Below are 15,360 nucleotides of genomic sequence, written 5' to 3'. Positions count from 1 at the left end.
GAAATGTGAGTCTCCTTGGTGATCATATTTTTTCAGTTGGCACGCCGATGGAACGTGCCAGGAATTTTCTTATTTCCGGTAATGATTCTTCAAGCGGTGGGGTTCCAGTGTAGATCCAATTTGTGACCACCTCATTAAGCGCACCCACCCAGGCACGGGCGGTGAGATCTGCATTCAGCGGCGGAATGCTTCCTTCTGTTGCGGCAGTTTCAAGTCGCGATTGAATGAGGCGTGTCAGGCGGTCGTTGATGGCGCGGCGGCGTTCTTCGAAAACGGCACCCAACCCAACAGCTTGCACAAGCGCAACTTTTGCCAATCCGCGGTATTGGCTGAATAGCCCCAGACTCACCCGCAGGGCTGCATCCATTTGTTGGAGCCCGTGTCTTTCGCTTTGTATGGCTTCCGCGAGTCTGCTTTCAAGCAGATCTGCGAACGTATCGCTTAAGGCGATGAAAATGTCTTGTTTGCTAGGGAAGTAAAAATAGAAGGACCCCTTTGAAGTTTGAGCCTCATTGACGATATCATCCACTTTGGTGCCGTGATAACCTTTAGTGGCAAATACTTTCACCGCCGCTTCAAGGATGCGGCTGCGGGTTTCATGCGAGGGGTCTTGGTTGGGTTTGCTCATAATTGATCAATAGACTGACTGGTCAGTCTATTGATATGAGGATAGCATGGTCAAAAAATGCGGGCAAGGTGACGAATCTCACCATTGCAGATGTGAATCCTCCCAAAAAAAATCCACGAAGTCACGAATTTTCACGAAATAAAAACTTCGTGTTTATTCGTGTCCTTCGTGGACAAATGCAGTTCAGTTTTTGACTAAGCTTGCGCGAAAGTGTCGATCAGCAGTTTGAAATTTCCGCCGACGGGGTAGAGGATCGGGCAGGTGCAGCCGCGCTTCTTGTATTCTTCCACTTTGGCTTTCGCTTCAGAAGGTGTGCCTGAGGCAGTGATCTTGAGCACCAATTCATCCGGCACCAGATCTTTGGCTTTCATCACCTGCTCCTTGGTGGCAGGCCAGCCTAAGATGGACTGGATCTGGTGAACCACCTCGTCCGAAACATTCGATGCCTTGGCAATGTGGGGCTGCTGGGCGATATATTGGCAGAGCAGCATCTTGCTGTAGTTAATGGCTTTATCGTGATCTTCATCCACCGAACAAACGATCAACTGCGGACGGTCGAAGTCATCCATCTTGCGCCCGGATTTCTTCAAGCCGTTATTCAACAATTCCATGGCATTGTCATTGTAATCAGGAGCGACGCAGTAATTCAACACCGCGCCATCGGCAACTTCGCCGGTTAATTCCATCATCTTGTCGCCGGTCGCACCGATCATGATCGGCACGTTGCGCGGTTCACGACGACCATAGACAACATCCAATTCAATATCTTTTACATGAATGAATTCGCCATCAAAACTTACACGTTCCAGGTTGAGCAGTTTGCGCATGACCATGACCGTTTCTTTCATGGCGGTTAAAGGTTTTTTGCGGTCAATGCCAACGTTTGCGGCTAGGGGGTCCCACCATGCGCCGAGTCCACAAATAACACGGTTAGGCGCGAGATCATCGAGTGTAAGAAAGGTTGCCGCCAGCAAACCAATGTTGCGAGTCCAGTTATTGATCACGCCTGAGCCAACCTTGATCTTGTTGGTCACAGCGGCATACGCTGCCATTGGCACGATCGCATCGCGTACAAGCCTGCTTTCCGCTTGCCACACGGCTTCGAAGCCTTTATCTTCGGCGTACTTTGCGTAATCCAATCCGTCTCGCAGGTCATGCGAGTCTTGCAGGTAAAGTGCAACGCGCTCTTTGGTCATGACATTCTCCTTGAATGTGAAATGATTATTACGGCTGTACTCAGGACTTATGAACTTTTAAATTATTGTCTGACAATTAATAAAAATTGTGCCACAGGTTTCGCAAATTTCATAGGGTTTGCGAACAAGTGGCACAATTTAATGTCTATACTTTTGAAGCTTCCAATTTTCGGATGAGCTCGAGATCTTCAGGATCATCGAGATCTAAACCAAGAGAAGGCAGTTCCACAACTTCAAGCCTTGCACCAGATTGGATCGCCCGTTCGCAATGCCGTTGGAAGGATCCCTCACCGAATTCATACTCGATCTGTCCCGCTGGAACCATCAACAGGGCATTGGTCCCTTTGTGGTGTCTGTCTGGTGCGATCACCACAACAGGGGGTTTGGCTGCCCGGTCGATCAAGGCGATCACATCTTCCGGGGTAAGCAAGGGTAGGTCTACGGGAAGAACCAATACCCCTTGGGTTGCATGTACTTGCGCAACAACAGAAGCCCTGGTAAGAGCAGTGTTCAAATGAGGTTGACCATCCTCTTGAACGGTTTTTGCCCCGTGATTGCGGGCAATGGTTAGATCATGTGAATCTCGGCTGACCACCAAGACCTGATCCACTTCTTTCAAGTTGGTCAGGGTTTTCAGAGTCCGTTTCAGTAATTCCTGGTTCAATGCTGTACGTTCATCTTCTGTGAGCGTGCCAGCAAGGCGGGACTTTCCGCGTCGTAAGGGTTTGACTGGCACAATTGCCCAAAGTGACATTGATTATAAACTCCCGATAAAGTTTAGCACATCGTTTGCGAGTCGTGAGCGATCTGTAGGTAGATTCATAAGCGTGTTTGTGACAAGTGTCGCTAATCCCAGCTGCCTGATCTGTTCCTCCATACTGGCATCCAAATGGTCTAGCACGAATCCTTTTAGGGTGGAGCGATGATGCTTTGCAACTGCCAGGGCAGAAGGCTCAATGCCCAACTCGCTGTACATTTTCGCCGCTGGACCTTTGACGGTCTTTCCACCTATGATCGGCGAAACCGCCACGACCGGCTTATTTATTTCTTTTACAACACCAAGGATTGGGTCGATGCTCACCCAGGGATTGGATGGACAAAAAATAACCGCATCCGCAGCTTCTAGCGCTTCACTCACACCGGGAGCTGGTTTCGCTGCCTCAACTCCATCGAACCTGAAACCTTTTACTCTTGGCTCACAATGCCTGTGAACAAAATATTCCTGAAAAGCCAGCTCGCCTTCATCCGAATCAACCATCGTCCGCACTGGTGAATCAGACATGGGCAGCACCGTGACTTGAATTCCCCAGGCTTTGCAAAATTCACTGGTGATCTGTGAAAGAGACTGTCCTTCTTTTAGTCGTCTTGTGCGCTCAAGATGGGTTGCGAAATCCTGATCTCCGAGTCTAAACCAGGCAGGTCCACCCAGTTTTTCGATATTGGAAATGGTATTCCAGGTTTCGCCAGCGCGCCCCCAGCCTGTTTCGTTATTGGCGAGCCCCGCCAGTGTATAGCAGACGGTGTCGAGATCGGGGCTGATGGAAAGCCCGAGGTGTTCAAAATCATCGCCCGTGTTGACGATGATGGTCAGGTCTTCTGGTGGTAAGGTTTGGGCGAGTCCTTGCGCGAGCTTTGCTCCGCCGACTCCGCCTGCAAGTGCGACGATTTTCAAATTAGATCACCTTTGTTTATTGAAGAATATTGATACTTCATTTAGTGTTTTTCTTTCTCGGACAGCCGGTATTTCTGTGGGGTGACCCAGTAAAAACATTGCCTGGGGTTCCCACGTTTTGGGGAGGTTTAATGCATGTTGTACGATTTCTTGTGCAAATACAGGGCTGCAAACCCAAACCCCGCCAAGCCCTTCTGCATGTGCTGCCAAGAGGAGTTGCATGCCTGCATTCGCTGCAGATTGAGTGGCAATGACCCGCTCTGCCATTCGTCGGCGTTCATCTAGATAGCTATCCATTTCGGTCATATCCACGCACAGGAGTATGACGACAGGCGCATTGGTGATTCTTTCACGGGAACGCTTCAACCGTTTTTGGATTTCATCAGTAGGAAGTTGGTCTTGTTCGAGGTCGCGTTGAAACTCCGCCGCCATTAATTCGCTGAAATGCGATTTGGCAACAGGATCGGTCAGCACGATAAAACGCCAGGGTTGGCGATGATGAGCAGAGGGGGCAAATGTGGCAGTGTAGAGAATATCGCGGATGACCGATTCAGGAACCGGGTCCGGTTTGAAGCGGCGGATCGAGCGACGCGTGCGCAGAAAATTGCGAAGATCAGTTGTGTTCGTCAAAGGATATTGGCTGGATTTTGAATATGATCCGCTTCTGTCCTTCGCGGTACGTCCACGGTTTGCCGTAATACCTTTCGGAAAGCATGTTGATGTGCTCGTCGGCACCTTCGGTGGTATAGGATATGACCCTGCCTTGCATGCCGAGGTAACGATAGGGATTGGCGGGGTTTTGAATAACCATTGCCACGTTCACGTTTTTCTTCATGTTGCGGTCTTTGAGCCGCCCTTCATTGGTGTTGATGAGGATGTACTCGCCATCAGTGTCGAACCAGACCGGCGTAACTTGCGGCAGACCTTTGGAGTTTACGGTCGCGAGATATAGAAACGCTTTCGTTTCTGGTTGGAAGAGGTCTATAAATTTATCAGGGAAAGGCATTGTTTTCTCCAGGGATGTTCGTGCGCGCTGTTTATATCAGGGGCACATAAGATTCCTGTTAGCGTTTTGTTTTTATCGGAACATGTCCGTATCTTTAGGACGGATAAGATCTGCAAGCGATCCTTCGCCTGGTGGATAGGGATATCCGCGTACGTGAACGGCGGGGGTGCCTTCAGCTGCCTGTCCCATCACTAGCGAAGCGGCGGCGGCGAGTTCATCTGCAACACCGACAACTGTGGCTTTAAGTGTGTAGCCGAAAAGATCTGTCCAACCTCGTTCGTCAACCAGAGCAGGGATACCGCTTATTCCAATGCATATGCCAACGGTTCCATTACGCCAGGCGCGCCCATGCGAGTCTATGATCATGACGCCGACCTTTTTACCAGTCTTTTGTTTGATCTCTTCACGGATTTTTTTTGCCGAAGCATCTGGGTCTTTGGGGAGCAGTAAAACATATTCTTCATTTTCATTGCCATCGCCCATGACATTGGAGTGATCGATCCCGGCATTGGCGCAAACGAAACCCAGCTTGTGCTCAACGACGATGACTCCTTTGCGGATGCGCAGTACCTCGTTGCTCTCCTGCAGGATCAATTCGATCAGCCGCGGGTCTTTGTCTGTTTGCGGGGCGATCTCCATGGCGTGCGGCGATGGGGCAACCTCTGCCAGGTTGACCATGCGTCCTTCGGTCTTGCTAATGATCTTTTGCGCCAGAACGAGGATGTCGTCATCCTGTATTTGAATATTGGTTTGTTCCAGGGAGTTAAGAAGAATATCCGCCAGAGGGTCGCCTTGGCGGATGAGGGGAATGTTTTTTAGCGAATTAAGAGTGAGAGACATGTTACGTAATGCGTAATGCGTAACACGTATCAATTACGCATTACGCATTACGGGTTTAATTTGAAATTCCTGTGATTTTGATGCCCGCGTGAGTCGAGCCGTATTTTTTGTTAATGCCGATCAATACACTGGTCAGTCCTTCGACCACCACTGAATTCTCGATCGGTCCTGCGTCCCAGCCGCGCAAACCAGCCGCTTCGACAAGCTTGATGACGTTGGCACGAGCGTCTTTGCTGGTGCCGGTGACCAGTACATCACATTCCACGCCTTCTTCGCCAAGCAAATGCTCGTGCGAAATATTCTGGAATGCTGCACAAACTTCCACGCCATCGCCGAGGATCTCTTTGGCTTCCTGTGCGGCGGAGCCCGCGGTGGGCATTTGCACTGTGGCAACTTTGGGCGGGACGAGCGGCACTGTTACATCCACAAGGATCTTTCCTTGCAGATCGCCTTTGACCGATTCCAGCGTGTCGCGATGTGCGGCATAGGGAACTGTCAACACAATAATGTTCGCCTCTTTCGCCGCCTGCGGGTTGTTCATTCCAGAGACAGAGGCGCCATCGCCAAGCATTTCACTGACCTCTTTTGCCGCAGCAACAGCTTTTTCTTCAGTGCGTGAGCCGATCAACACATGGTAGCCTGCTTTCGCCCAGCGATACGCAAGTCCTTTACCTTCTTTTCCGGTACCGCCTAAAACAGCAATGGTTAACAGGATGGGTTCTTCTTTCATTGTCTCTCCAGAATCAGGGATGAAAACTTAAGATACTTTGGATACTTCTTCTTCGTACTTTTTCCAAATGCGCGGCGCAATTTCTCTGGCGCGGGCGGCGATTTCCGCTTCGTTGAGCGTGAGCAGTTCGCGGTCTTTCATCAGGAACTTCCCGGCGACCATCGTACTGGTGACCATGCTTTGCTGGAAGCCAAAGATAATGTGCCAGGGCAGGTTACCGTCAGTTAGTGGGGTAAAGGGTTGATAATCTACGAAGATCAGGTCTGCCACTGCGCCAGGGACGATCTGTCCGATGGGTGCATCTGGAAAGAATACCTGAGCCAACGCTGAGTTATTGTAGATCGCCATTTGCTGGACGTCATATCCGCCCATACGGCGCGGATCGCGGTGTTCTGCCTTGTGAAGCAGATAAGCTGCCTTCCAATCATCCCACATCGAATTGGTGAAACCGTCGTTACCAAGGCAGACCTTGATACCCAGCCTCAACATCGATTCGACCTGTGCAGTACCTACTCCATTATTCATGTTCGAGCGCGGTTGGTGGGTGAGCCACGACCCGCTTTCTTTGAGAATTTCCATCTCTCGTGCATCGAAGTGAACGCCGTGTGCAGTAATCGTTTTGGGACCCAGAATGCCATGTTTTTGCAGGCGGTCGATCACGCGCATGTTCGATTTTTGCAGGCTGTCGTATTCATCCGATTCATGTTCGGCGGTATGAACATGGAACCCATGCCCTTCCGGGATGGAGGATGCGCATGCTTGCAGGGTCGCGCCGGAAAGTGTCAGACCGGCATGCAGCCCAAATGCACCCGCCAGGCGAGGATGGGGATTCGAGGCGAGGCGTTTCAGGAAGCGTACATTTTCCTGAATACCTGCATTGGCTTTCTCCACTCCATCACGGTCGGTTACTTCATAACAAAGCACGCCGCGTAGCCCACTTTTGTCCACGGCATCAGCGATCACATCCAATGAGCCGTCGATAGAATTGGGAGAGGCATGATGGTCGATCAGCGTGGTGGTGCCGTGTTTGATGGCATCGACCAAACATACCAAGGCAGAATAGCGTACTCCCTCGGCGTCCAACGAACGGTCAAGGGGCCACCACAGTTTTTTCAGAATTTCGGGGAAATCTTTCGGTGCCGGACCTGGAATTGCCATTCCGCGCGCAAAGGCTCCATAGAAATGCGTATGTGCGCAGATGCCGCCAGGCATTACATATTGTCCGTTAACATCGGTAGCCTTAATCTTGGGGTACTTGGTTGTGAGCGCCTTGGTCGTACCGATTTCTTTGATGTGTCCGCCCTCGATCAGAATGGCGTAGTTTGTCAGGATGCGGTTTTGCGCTTCCCAGGTGATGATGTTCGCATTTGTTATCAGCATATTATCCTAATCCGTATTGGCTGGGATGTGGGAGCTTGATACCTGCGATTCCAAGTTCCCAAAGAACAAGATACACGGCTTCCCGAAGTTCGGGGTCATCCTTGTACATGGCTTCATACATTTGTTTCAGGACGATATCCTGCGGCGTGTATTTTAAGAACTGCAGGGCGGCAAGGCGTACTTCTGGGGTTTCATCCTGTAAGGCAATGAGCAGAATATCGGTGGCAGGGACTCCGGGTGATACACCTACGCCTTTTTTAGCGGCGAACTCGATCAGCCATGGAGTTTCAGATGGTGCTTTGGGCTTCATTGGCGAGTAAGCGTGGCTATGACTTCTCATTTCCAGTACTTCGGTGGCGGCATTGCGAACCACCCATTGCTCGTCTTCGATCTGAACCTTCTTCAACAGGTCGGTTGCCCATTCTTCCTTCACGCGCCCAAGACCGTAGATCGCGGCACGGCGCAGAAGAATGTCGTTGATGGTAATGCCATCACGCAGCATTTCGTGGCCTTCGTTCGGGTCATTGGCAAGCGCTTCTCCTGCCGCACGGCGGACATCTTCTTCGCCGTTGAGCAGGGCATGCGCCACGATCTCAAGCGACTCGTTTGTGCTGATGGCAGCCAGAGCCATGCATGCCGCACGTTTGACCGCTAGGCTGGGAGCGTTCAATGCAGCTTCCAGTAATTTTAGAGACTTAATATCGCGTATGGCACCCAAGCCCAGAATGGCAAGGTGTACCAGTTCAAAGGAACCAGATGCAGCAAATTGTCGGAATAGCGGCGCTGCAGCTGAGTCGTTACTATAGACAAATGCTGCCATGGCTTGTCCGCGCAGACTTAATGGAATGCCCTCCATTTGTAGAATGGATGCCAGGGTGCTAAATAACTTTCCACGCCATGGCGCGGTGCGCGGGGCATCCCGTAGCCAACGTGCTGCTGCGAACAACGAGCGATACATCGGCAGGTCGGAGGATTCAAGCAAGGCTTGAACCAGTCGGCTTGCATCCCCATGTGCGGCGATGAAGCGCATGGTAAGGAATTTCCCAGACCAATCAGGCTGGTTGATAAGGGTTTCCTCAGCGTTGTAACTTGTCATGGCGTGTCCGGCGAGATACCCGGCTAATATCGAATGTGCAAATCTCATACGGTTATTGGCGTATGAGATCAACAAACCGCTTGTGGACATTTTTCCAAGTAAGCCTGAATTTGGCGTGGAAACTTTCTCGACCTTTTTGCCTTTTGCGGCTTTCGGAGCTTCCTGCGCCTCTTCTTCTGGGTTTTGAACTGCTTCGCCTTCAGGCGTTTCTTCCGCCACTTCGAACGACTTCACCCATTCACGCGCTTTGCGCGGGTCGAAGACTGGTGTGGCGTTTATGACCACCTGCATTGCCAGAGTTTCCAAAGCGGCAAGCGGCGTGTTTGCCGGAGCCAACCTGCGGATATGTGTAGCGATGGCGTCCGGGGTGTGCGGTCCGAGGCTGTCCCCTGCGTATGCCCCCCAGACTTTGAGAGTCAGTTCAAGGGGAGATAAATTTAAAGATGATGAACCCAGCCACGAGTTAATAAGGAGCGCATCCACTTGTTCAGGTCCGGTTTGTGCCCAGGTTTCTAATGCAACTGTGCGCGACCATAATTCGCCCCATTGATCCACGAATTGTTGATTGGACCGTTCAGACCAGGTGCATAATGCGAGTGGAACAAAACCAAGCGGGATCAATCCATCGAGATACTCGGGCGCGCCAGTCGTCACAATGCGGGTTTTGGGGTGGGCTTTTAATAACGTTTTAAAGAACTCGGCAATAAGTGATTGTTCGTCTGGTGTGATCTCGTCGTAGCCATCTACAAGCAGCAGGGCGGTCTCGCTTTTGAAAACGGATTGCACAAACGCTGAAATCTTGCTGACGTCAAAAATCGGCGCATTTTCTGAAGCGGCATCTATGATGACGTTGAGAACATTTTTCGGGTCTTGGACTGGAAGGTTAAGGTCTGCTACATGGAAATGAAAGGGGACGAAATCTTTCAGTGCCCCCAGCTTTTCGCTGCGGTTGGCAGCCAGGCTGGCGAGATGTGCCAATGCCACACTCTTCCCTGTTCCAGGTTGACCGATGATGACGAGGTTGGTATCTCCCGCGAGTGCTGTAGGAAGGCTGAGCGTGTGTGGCTGATAGACCGATGCGATCTCTGGCCAGGTTGGCAAATACGGCAGGGTTTGGGTGACAATGTCTTCAAAACGAACTGCGCCATTGGGTTCAACAGGTGCAGGCGGTGTGATCACCATCGGTTCCTGAAGGATCTCGTCTAACGCAAATAACTGGGCAGCAAGGTGCATGCCTTGGGCGCGCCGCAGAGTTAGGCGGCGGTGATTTTCTTCCACTGTGCTGGATTTTCGTGATTGGGCTTGTTCACGCTGCTCTTTGAGGCTATTGCGTATATCTTCAATTAACGGACGCGCGCGCCCAGCCACGAACCATAAGACTGTGGCGGTTGCAAAACCTGCAAGGAAAGAGATGGGGTCAATTAAATTCAGGAGCATGTAAGCGCCTACTTTGCGAAAAGGATCCGCCCGCAGGAGGGGCAATATGCTAATTTTTGGGAGCGTGCATTTTGTTGCAATGCTGCATTAAGGGTTGTGCCGCAAGAGGCGCAAGCGCCATCTTCAACTTCACTTACAGCAACCCCGCGTTTCTGTTTGCGCAAGTCTTCGTATGAGGAGAGCAGGGGGATTTCAATGGGAGCCAGGGCGGCTTCACGTTCCTGCACAAAGCTTTCCATGTGTTTTACCAATTCGTTCTGTTCGTCGAATAATTTTTTATGTTCATTGCCGAGTCGTGCCTGGACAAGCTCAAGGTCGTTCTGTGCTTTTTCCATTTCTATACCTGCGTTCTCAGAAAGGAGCATGGCTTCCAGTTGGCGTTCTTCAAGGGTCACCAAATGTTTTTTGAGCGACGCAGATTCTTTTTGCAGATCCTGAAGTTCTTTGGGATTCTTCACAACGCCGCCATACAAACTGGCTTCCACCTGTTCGATTTTTATTTTCATGGCGTCAACTTCGGCTTCGGCGTTCTTTGCTGCAAGAAGTGCGTTTTGGTTTTCACTTTTGGTGGTTTCAAAACGGGTGTGAACGGCTTTGAGTTCTTTGTCGTTTTCGAGGGTTTTTTGGATACCGTTCAGACGCGTTTTTGCGCGGTCAATTTGGGTGTCTATCTGTTGCAGGCGGAAAAGTCCCAGTGAGGCGCTCATGCTTCGAATTATATACGAAGAGTGAAAAAATACCCCGTTTTGTTTTGAAAACGGGGTATTTGGTTATTGAGCTGAAATGTTGAAGTAATTGTAAACTGCCTGAGTCAGGTTTACAAAGAGCGGGTTGGTGATATCCCAAATGTTTTGCGCAGGATGATATGTGTAAATGGAAAGCACAAAATTACCGCCAGGTGAATAAATGATCCCCACATCACTGATGTCGTGCATAACACCGTCACGCGAGAGGACAAAACCATGTTTATGCGGAACAAGAGTCCCGTCAGGTACGCCGCCCTGGATGAGCGCCCCAAATTTGTCGAGGGCGAGGAAGTCGATGATGAGCTGGCAGGTGGCTGGGGTTACCTTGTCAGGGAAAGCCGCGGCTAGTGCGCCGCCTCCATTTTGGACGCATTGATAAATATCTGCCAGCAGGATACCCATTTCGGATGGCGTTGTCTGTGAGTAGGGATCCGGGTCTGTGAATATATCTGCACGAGAGTTCCCAGGGGTTACACGCCCGGGAATCAGATTGGGTGCTCCAAGGAAGAACATGCCGCTGATATAGGTGCTGGTCAGACCAATGGCATCCATATTTTGGGTGACAATGATGGGTCCATTGTTTGGGTCGATGCGTTCAAGAATTAGGTCGGTAGCGGAGTTATCTGAAACGCGGAAAACACGTGTGATGGCATCTGTGGTTTGCGCATCCAAATTTGTTCCGTAATTGACAAGATAACTGGTAAGGATGGGGAGCTTGATAGTGCTGGATGCGGTAAAGGCAATATCCGGCTCGGTAATGACTTCCTGTTTGTTGTTCATGGCAAAGTGGATCTCCTGCCCGGTTTGCAGGTCCATCATATAAAAGCCGATCAAGCCATCAAATTCAGATGTACTGACGATCTGTTTGAGCAGGATCTCCAGATTTTCTGCAGTAGGGCGGGCGGCGATTGTCTCATTAAAGGTCAATGCCACTGAACGGTTGGCGGGCGAACGCAGCGCGGTTGTGATAATCGCAAGCGCACGGTCAAGGTCGAGGGTCTGTCCGGGAGCACCAGGCAGGAAGGTGGTCCCGCCGGGAATGGGTTGTGCAGGTGCGGGCGGAGTATCATAGCGAGAGGCGATCTCATTTTGCAGGAATTCCCGCAGGCGTTCTTCCGAAATTGTGGCACTTAATGGAATATTTGATTCGGGTGGAGTACGGTTCCAGATGTAATCCCAAAATCCGCCCCAGAAGGAACCGCCTGTGCGGGTTAAGTCTGCGGCGGCGAGCATGGTTTCAACATCTATCGTAAAACCAACGGCACCTGGGTCAATATGAAAGACCGCTTCGTTGTATTTAACCTCGATCGGGGATGTATAGACTTCAAGCAGGCGTTGAGAGGCTTCTGCGGGAGCAAGCCCATCCACAGGCACGCCGGCGATGGTCATACCCGATGGGTAGGTGTTTCGCTGACGGCTGTAGGCGATCAACGAAAAAACAGTAATAACGAAGGCGCCGATAAGGAAAAGGATCGAAACACCCCGAAGGATGGTATTTGTGTTGCGGTTTCTCACGTTTTGACTTTGCCTCCAGAGTCACGAGTCATGACAAAAATCACTCAAAAAGTATAACATACCGAAACAAGGGGCATGTGCTAGAATAAGTTCGCATTAGTTGAAAATTCTGTTCAAAAGGATGGATATGCTCCGTTCATTTTTCATCTACCTGTCCAAAGCCGCTTGGGCACAAAAACTGTTCACTGGCTGGAGTTTTTCCTGGCGGATCGCCTCCCGTTTTATCGCGGGAATGACACTGGCAGACGCTTTGCGTGTTGTCCGTGAATTAAATGCAAAAGGGATCAATGCCACGCTCGACCATCTTGGCGAGCATACGAATACGCCTGAAGAAGCACATCAGGCGGCCGAAAATATTTACTCCACGTTGGACGCCATTGGCGCGGAGCCTAGTTTGCGCAGTAATGTTTCTGTGAAACTGACGCAGATCGGAATGGGGCTTGATGAAAGCCTGTGTGCCGAAACCCTTGAACGGGTTCTTGCCCGAGCTAAAGCCGCTAACACCTTCATTCGTGTGGATATGGAAGATACTCCATATACAGATAAGACCATAAATTTGCACTATGCCATGCGTGAAAAGGGATATGTCAATCATGGCATGGTGATTCAGGCATACCTCTTCCGCACTGAAGCGGATGTGCGCCGGATGTTGCAGGACGGTGTGTGTATCCGCAATGTAAAAGGTGCTTACAATGAGCCGCCTGATAAAGCCTTCCCTAAAAAGGCGGATGTGGATGCGAACTTTGATTTGATCACAAAGATCATGCTCGACGCCTCACTTGCGCAGAAATCCAGCCTTAGCGATGATGGACGTGTTCCACCCATCCCTGCCATTGCTTCCCATGATGAGAAGCGCATTGCCTTTGCCAAAAGTTATGCCGAAAAGATCGGTTTACCTAAAAATGGACTTGAGTTTCAAATGCTGTATGGCATCCGCAGAGACTTGCAAGAAGCGCTCGCAAAAGATGGTTACCTTGTACGTGTGTATGTTCCATTTGGCACACATTGGTACCCCTATTTTATGCGCCGCCTTGCGGAACGCCCTGCAAACGTCTGGTTCTTTATCTCTAATTTTTTCAAAAAATAAGGAAATTGAAAAATTCCCGTCCGCAAAGAGAAGGTTTCTTTGCGGATTTTTGTTTTTAGGGAAAAAGTTTTTTATGAAGTAAGAGAATTTTATACTCTTATTGACTGCAATCCTTCTCTGAAATACAATACTTGCCACAAATCACCCCAAAAGGAATATAACCATGTTTTTTGTTTCAATACTGCTGTTGCCCCGCCTTTACCTTGACCCAGGCTCAGGAAGCATCCTGATGCAGATGATCCTTGCTGTGTTGCTTGGCGGAGGAATCCTCGTCCGTTCACAGTGGAAGCGTATCAAAGGCTGGTTTGGGGTAAAGACTGAAGATTCAGACCCGGATTCGGATGACGAAAGTGAGGAGAAGTAGTGTCAGCCGACAAGCATTCCGCCTCTTTCCGCGACCCGAGCGGTTATTTATTCAGGCACTCTGGTACCCTGTATCGTCAAGTTAATAAAAAATATTCAGCGGAATACGACCTTTTAATGAGCTCTGGTTTGTATGAAAATCTGCTGAAGGCTGGGTTGCTGATCGAACACCAAGAGACGGATATTGCACCTTATGAATCTGAGGGTGCATATAAGGTGATTCAACCTGAAAAGGTAGGTTTTATTTCTTATCCATATGAGTGGTCATTCTCTCAACTTAAGGATGCAGCTTTAACCACTTTGTCCATCCAGCGCCGTGCATTGAAATACGGCATGTCATTGAAGGATGCCAGTGCATATAACATTCAGTTTCATCAAGGTAGAGCTATTTTGATCGATACACTCTCCTTCGAAACTTATCAAGATGGAGTGCCCTGGGTTGCTTATAAGCAGTTTTGCCAGCATTTTTTGGCTCCACTTGCTTTAATGTCTAAGGTGGATATTCGTCTTTCACAGTTATTAAAAGTTTATATTGACGGAATTCCACTTGATCTTGCCAGCCGCCTTTTGCCTTTTTCTACAAGACTACGATTTGGATTGCTGACCCACATACACATGCATGCGCATGCTTTATCTCGTCTTTCAGATTCTCGACCGGATGCTCCTAGAACGAATGCGGCAAGGATGAGCAAGGACGCCATGCTCGCATTGCTGGATAATCTCAAGAAAACCATTCAGTCTCTGCTATGGAAACCGACAGGAACGGATTGGGGAGAGTATTACACCTTTACCAATTATTCTGACTCTGCGTTCCAGACGAAAAAAGAAATTCTGGACGATTGGGTTTCTCGGATACAGCCCAAGTCAGTTTGGGACCTGGGCGCTAATACGGGCTTATTTACCCGTATTGCAGCAGAAAAGGGCATTGCATCAATTTCTTTCGACCTTGATCCCGCTGCGGTAGAGAAGAATTACCTTAATGTTAAGGCAGCGAAAGAAAAGCAGCTTCTACCTTTGGTAATGGATTTAACCAGCCCAAGCCCGTCCCTTGGTTGGAATGGACGCGAGCGCGATTCTCTTTTTGAACGCGCTCCCGCTGAAATGGTATTTGCCTTGGCGATCATTCATCACCTTGCCATTTCAAACAATGTCCCCCTGGCGGAGCTTGCAAATTTCTTTCACGGTCTTGGAAAATGGCTGGTAATTGAGTTTGTACCAAAATCCGACTCGCAGGTTCAAAAATTGCTTTCCTCACGATTGGATATTTTCGATGAATATACTGTCGAGGGCTTCGAGAGATATTTTGGCGAAAAGTTTATAACCCGTGAGAAAATAGCCATCGCTGGGACCGAGCGCTTTTTGTATTTGATGGAGATGCGTACATAAAATTTGATAAGCTCTGGGGGGCAGAGGGAGATTTAGGCGGCATTATTTCCATAATGTGTGCAAGCCTACTGTGGAACATTTTTGTGTCTCTACCTTATCCATTGCCTTTCTTTTATTACTACAAACTTCTTAAATAGCGATCGAAACGACAATATCGTAAAAATTCATGGCTGATTGATAGGGAAATAAGTCGCATTGCAGTTTCCTGAAATTTGTCTATAATACGATTGTTGAAATCTTTAAAATTATGCTTGGATGAGTTTCGAATCTTCAGGGAA

The 15,360-nt window shown here is 49.5% G+C and carries 15 protein-coding genes; 3 read left to right on the top strand and 12 right to left on the bottom strand.

Annotated features, from left to right (window positions below):
* Nucleotides 1–22: 22 nt before the first annotated feature.
* The 12 genes from IPG80_RS15995 to IPG80_RS15940 all read right to left on the bottom strand — a co-directional run bounded on the left by IPG80_RS15995 (nucleotide 23) and on the right by IPG80_RS15940 (nucleotide 12,246).
* On the bottom strand, nucleotides 23–628 hold the full coding sequence (locus IPG80_RS15995) for a TetR/AcrR family transcriptional regulator (RefSeq protein WP_345108743.1): 606 nt from the start codon (nucleotides 626–628) through the stop codon (nucleotides 23–25).
* A gap of 194 nt (nucleotides 629–822) precedes the next feature.
* A complete protein-coding gene (locus tag IPG80_RS15990; RefSeq protein ID WP_345108740.1) occupies nucleotides 823–1,824 on the bottom strand; it encodes an LLM class flavin-dependent oxidoreductase in 1,002 nt (333 codons plus the stop codon).
* A gap of 145 nt (nucleotides 1,825–1,969) precedes the next feature.
* Complete coding sequence (cofC, locus tag IPG80_RS15985; RefSeq protein WP_345108737.1) at nucleotides 1,970–2,578, bottom strand: 2-phospho-L-lactate guanylyltransferase; 609 nt, start codon at nucleotides 2,576–2,578, stop codon at nucleotides 1,970–1,972.
* 3 nt (nucleotides 2,579–2,581) lie between these two features.
* Nucleotides 2,582–3,496, bottom strand: a complete 915-nt coding sequence (gene cofD, locus IPG80_RS15980; protein WP_345108734.1) for a 2-phospho-L-lactate transferase — start codon at nucleotides 3,494–3,496, stop codon at nucleotides 2,582–2,584.
* 6 nt (nucleotides 3,497–3,502) lie between these two features.
* Nucleotides 3,503–4,126, bottom strand: a complete 624-nt coding sequence (locus IPG80_RS15975) for a nitroreductase family protein (protein WP_345108731.1) — start codon at nucleotides 4,124–4,126, stop codon at nucleotides 3,503–3,505.
* On the bottom strand, nucleotides 4,110–4,502 hold the full coding sequence (locus IPG80_RS15970) for a pyridoxamine 5'-phosphate oxidase family protein (protein WP_345108728.1): 393 nt from the start codon (nucleotides 4,500–4,502) through the stop codon (nucleotides 4,110–4,112). The genes IPG80_RS15975 and IPG80_RS15970 overlap by 17 nt, the downstream gene beginning before the upstream one ends.
* Before the next feature lie 72 nt (nucleotides 4,503–4,574).
* Nucleotides 4,575–5,342 (bottom strand): coenzyme F420-0:L-glutamate ligase, encoded by a 768-nt coding sequence (gene cofE, locus IPG80_RS15965; protein WP_345108725.1) that lies wholly within the window; start codon nucleotides 5,340–5,342, stop codon nucleotides 4,575–4,577.
* Nucleotides 5,343–5,397: 55 nt separating this feature from the next.
* Nucleotides 5,398–6,072, bottom strand: a complete 675-nt coding sequence (npdG, locus tag IPG80_RS15960; RefSeq protein WP_345108722.1) for an NADPH-dependent F420 reductase — start codon at nucleotides 6,070–6,072, stop codon at nucleotides 5,398–5,400.
* A gap of 27 nt (nucleotides 6,073–6,099) precedes the next feature.
* A complete protein-coding gene (gene ssnA, locus IPG80_RS15955; RefSeq protein ID WP_345108719.1) occupies nucleotides 6,100–7,452 on the bottom strand; it encodes a putative aminohydrolase SsnA in 1,353 nt (450 codons plus the stop codon).
* A 1-nt stretch (nucleotide 7,453) separates the two neighbouring features.
* Nucleotides 7,454–9,985, bottom strand: a complete 2,532-nt coding sequence (locus tag IPG80_RS15950; protein ID WP_345108716.1) for a HEAT repeat domain-containing protein — start codon at nucleotides 9,983–9,985, stop codon at nucleotides 7,454–7,456.
* Nucleotides 9,986–9,993: 8 nt separating this feature from the next.
* Nucleotides 9,994–10,692 (bottom strand): hypothetical protein, encoded by a 699-nt coding sequence (locus IPG80_RS15945; RefSeq protein ID WP_345108713.1) that lies wholly within the window; start codon nucleotides 10,690–10,692, stop codon nucleotides 9,994–9,996.
* A 63-nt stretch (nucleotides 10,693–10,755) separates the two neighbouring features.
* Complete coding sequence (locus tag IPG80_RS15940; RefSeq protein WP_345108710.1) at nucleotides 10,756–12,246, bottom strand: serine hydrolase; 1,491 nt, start codon at nucleotides 12,244–12,246, stop codon at nucleotides 10,756–10,758.
* A 127-nt stretch (nucleotides 12,247–12,373) separates the two neighbouring features.
* On the opposite strand from IPG80_RS15940, the gene IPG80_RS15935 reads away from it, so the two are divergent.
* From IPG80_RS15935 to IPG80_RS15925, 3 genes are all read left to right on the top strand, one after another.
* Nucleotides 12,374–13,333 (top strand): proline dehydrogenase family protein, encoded by a 960-nt coding sequence (locus IPG80_RS15935; protein WP_345108707.1) that lies wholly within the window; start codon nucleotides 12,374–12,376, stop codon nucleotides 13,331–13,333.
* 163 nt (nucleotides 13,334–13,496) lie between these two features.
* Nucleotides 13,497–13,697 carry a hypothetical protein gene (locus IPG80_RS15930; RefSeq protein WP_345108705.1) on the top strand — a complete coding sequence of 67 codons (201 nt, stop codon included), beginning with the start codon at nucleotides 13,497–13,499 and terminating at the stop codon, nucleotides 13,695–13,697.
* Entirely contained in the window at nucleotides 13,697–15,082 is a 1,386-nt protein-coding gene (locus IPG80_RS15925) for an SAM-dependent methyltransferase (RefSeq protein ID WP_345108703.1), read from the top strand. Before IPG80_RS15930 ends, IPG80_RS15925 begins: the two co-directional genes overlap by 1 nt.
* Nucleotides 15,083–15,360: the final 278 nt, after the last annotated feature.

The organism is Candidatus Villigracilis vicinus (genome assembly GCF_016702885.1).
Taxonomy (GTDB): Bacteria; Chloroflexota; Anaerolineae; order Anaerolineales; family Villigracilaceae; genus Villigracilis; species Villigracilis vicinus.
This window is presented reverse-complemented; position numbering and strand designations above follow the sequence as displayed.

Coding starts and splice junctions, on each gene's coding strand:
- IPG80_RS15995 (WP_345108743.1), bottom strand. CDS start 628: ATGAGCAAACCCAACCAAGACCCCTCGCATGAAACCCGCAGCCGCATC.
- IPG80_RS15990 (WP_345108740.1), bottom strand. CDS start 1,824: ATGACCAAAGAGCGCGTTGCACTTTACCTGCAAGACTCGCATGACCTG.
- cofC (WP_345108737.1), bottom strand. CDS start 2,578: ATGTCACTTTGGGCAATTGTGCCAGTCAAACCCTTACGACGCGGAAAG.
- IPG80_RS15970 (WP_345108728.1), bottom strand. CDS start 4,502: ATGCCTTTCCCTGATAAATTTATAGACCTCTTCCAACCAGAAACGAAA.
- cofE (WP_345108725.1), bottom strand. CDS start 5,342: ATGTCTCTCACTCTTAATTCGCTAAAAAACATTCCCCTCATCCGCCAA.
- npdG (WP_345108722.1), bottom strand. CDS start 6,072: ATGAAAGAAGAACCCATCCTGTTAACCATTGCTGTTTTAGGCGGTACC.
- ssnA (WP_345108719.1), bottom strand. CDS start 7,452: ATGCTGATAACAAATGCGAACATCATCACCTGGGAAGCGCAAAACCGC.
- IPG80_RS15950 (WP_345108716.1), bottom strand. CDS start 9,985: ATGCTCCTGAATTTAATTGACCCCATCTCTTTCCTTGCAGGTTTTGCA.
- IPG80_RS15945 (WP_345108713.1), bottom strand. CDS start 10,692: ATGAGCGCCTCACTGGGACTTTTCCGCCTGCAACAGATAGACACCCAA.
- IPG80_RS15935 (WP_345108707.1), top strand. CDS start 12,374: ATGCTCCGTTCATTTTTCATCTACCTGTCCAAAGCCGCTTGGGCACAA.
- IPG80_RS15930 (WP_345108705.1), top strand. CDS start 13,497: ATGTTTTTTGTTTCAATACTGCTGTTGCCCCGCCTTTACCTTGACCCA.